Source organism: Bowmanella yangjiangensis, from assembly GCF_017255015.1.
Taxonomy (GTDB): domain Bacteria; phylum Pseudomonadota; class Gammaproteobacteria; order Enterobacterales; family Alteromonadaceae; genus Bowmanella; species Bowmanella yangjiangensis.
On sequence record NZ_JAFKCS010000188.1, the window covers coordinates 1 to 1,535 of the forward strand.

A 1,535-nucleotide genomic window follows, 5' to 3' on the forward strand; every position below is an offset into this window, starting at 1 on the left:
CTGCTGCAGCAGCGCATCGCCGACGTCGTGGCCGAAGGCATCGTTGACCTGCTTGAAGTCGTCCAGGTCGACGAACAGCAGCGCCAGGCAGCGATCGTCATGCTGATGCTGCAGCGCGCGCTGCAGGCGCTCCTGGAACTGCAGACGATTGGGCAGCTGGGTCAGCACGTCGAGACGCGCCAGATGGCGCAGATGATCGGCCGCCCGCCGCCGCTCGCTGATATCGCGCAGCGACAGCACCAGATGCCGCGCCTGACGGTCACGGGCGCGCACCAGGGTGCTGCTCAGCTCGACCGGGATGCGCTGGCCATCGCGCCGCTGACAAATCAGCTCGCCCTGCCAGTGGTCGGTGGCGAACAGGTGATCCCAGGGACACTGCTCATCGGCATCGAGCAACAGGCGCTCCAGCTCGAGATCAGGCAGCTCGCCGGCGCCGATGCCGACCAGTTCGAGAAAGGCCGCATTGGCCTGCAGCGCGTGTCTGTCACTGGCCAGCACCACGTTGGCATCACGGTTGTTGGCGAAGGCGGCGGCCAGCAGGCGCAGATGCTCCTCGGCCTCGTGCTGGCGACTGATGTCCTTGCAGGTGCCGGTGATGCGCCGTGCCAGGCCATCCGCATCGCGCTCCACGGCGCGGCCCTGGGTGCGAAACCACAGCCAGCCCTGCTCGGGCTCGCGACGCATGCGAAATTCCAGATCGTAATACTCGCAACGCCCGCAGCGGTGCTCCTCCCAGGCCTGCAGCGCGTTGCCCCGGTCATCCGGGTGCAGGCGGGCGATCCAGTCCGCCCAGAGCAGCGCCTCCTCGAGCGCCACGCCCGGCTCGCTGGAGAAGTGGTGCAGGCGCATCAGGTCGTCCTCGGCGTGCCACTCCCAGATCAGCTCGCCGCTGCCCCAGAGCGCCAGCTGCAGCCGGCGCTGGTTCTCCGACGCGGCCAGCGCCTGCTGCAGGTCGACGGTGGTCTGATACAGCTCCCGCGATTTATCGGTCAGCAGCCGCTCGGCCGTCTTGCGCGCTTGCCGTTCACGGTCCAGACGGCGCTGCCAGAGTGCTTCGCTCAAGGTCGGGAAATCTCGAAGCGGGTTATGCTGAGCCCCTCACGCGCCGGCAGGTCGACGCGCTGAACGCCATTGCGCTCGCCATAGTGCTCGATGCAACCACGGATGAGACCCTCGGCCAGATCGGCCAGGCCGCGGCTGGAGCGGTACTCCAGCACCAGGCAAGCCGGGGTGTGGGTCAGCGTTTCGAAAACCGGCAACTGGGCCTGGGGATAGAGCTTGTGCACCTCGCGATGGACGTGGCCGTCGACCTGGCTGAGCAGGTCGAAACTGTCGCGGCAGTGCTCGAACATCTCGGGATACAGCTCGACGAAACGCCGGAACAGGTACTCGCCATAGTCCTGCAGCAGGGCCGGCACGCTGTTGCCGGTCAGCCTGGAGAGGGTCGCCAGCAGCGCCTGCATCTATGCATAGGGGTAGTAGCCCACCGCGGTATAGGCGCCATCGTTGGCGAGCGTAGTCTGCGTCAGCATCTG

Annotated in this window: 2 protein-coding genes; both read right to left on the bottom strand. The window is 67.0% G+C overall.

Features of this window, described 5'->3' with window-relative positions; translation table 11 throughout:
- Positions 1 to 1,062, bottom strand: a 1,062-nt coding sequence (locus J0A65_RS23185) for a diguanylate cyclase domain-containing protein (RefSeq protein WP_206596657.1), incomplete at its 3' end; no start/stop codon positions are given.
- Positions 1,059 to 1,463: a heme NO-binding domain-containing protein gene (locus tag J0A65_RS23190; RefSeq protein ID WP_232850120.1), complete on the bottom strand. Its 405-nt coding sequence runs from the start codon at positions 1,461 to 1,463 to the stop codon at positions 1,059 to 1,061. The genes J0A65_RS23190 and J0A65_RS23185, both read right to left, overlap by 4 nt.
- Between the last annotated feature and the right edge of the window lie 72 nt (positions 1,464 to 1,535).